Here is a 487-nt window from a genome sequence, read left to right as displayed (position 1 = left end):
TGGTGTTCAGGAACAGCGGGAGGTGCCAGGCCGCCCACGTGACACCCACGATGGCGCTCGACACCAGCGCGCTGTAGGTGTCTTGGAGTATGGGAAGCATGAAGCCACGCCAGCCGAGATCCTCTTGGCCGCCACCCCACACGGTCCCCCACGCCATCGCGAACAGGTAGATGAACGGTGACTCGAACTCCGTGAGATCGATCGGACCTCCGGCCAGGACGAACAACAGGACGCCGAGCGAGAGGATGACGAACGGGAGTCCTATCGAGAGTGCCCACCATTTCACACCGATCCGCCATTTGAACAGCTGTCCGACCCAGGTGCGGAGGCTCCCACCGGAGGCCCAGATGACGACTGCGGCGCCAATCGGCGGACCAAACCCGCCAAATCCGATCAATATCGAGTGCGTCCAGGAGGCTTCCATCCCCGAATACGCGAGTGCACCCTGGATCGTCCAGGTGAACGCGTACGCAATTGCGACGAAGCT

At 62.2% G+C, this 487-nt stretch carries 1 protein-coding gene; it reads right to left on the bottom strand.

Features of this window, described 5'->3' with window-relative positions; all coding sequences use genetic code 11:
- Positions 1-487: type II CAAX prenyl endopeptidase Rce1 family protein (locus D3D02_RS19245; protein WP_121571377.1), on the bottom strand; the 487-nt coding region annotated here is incomplete at both ends.

The organism is Halobellus sp. Atlit-38R, assembly GCF_003665925.1.
In the GTDB taxonomy this organism is placed as follows: Archaea; Halobacteriota; Halobacteria; order Halobacteriales; family Haloferacaceae; genus Haloquadratum; species Haloquadratum inordinatus.
This window is presented reverse-complemented; position numbering and strand designations above follow the sequence as displayed.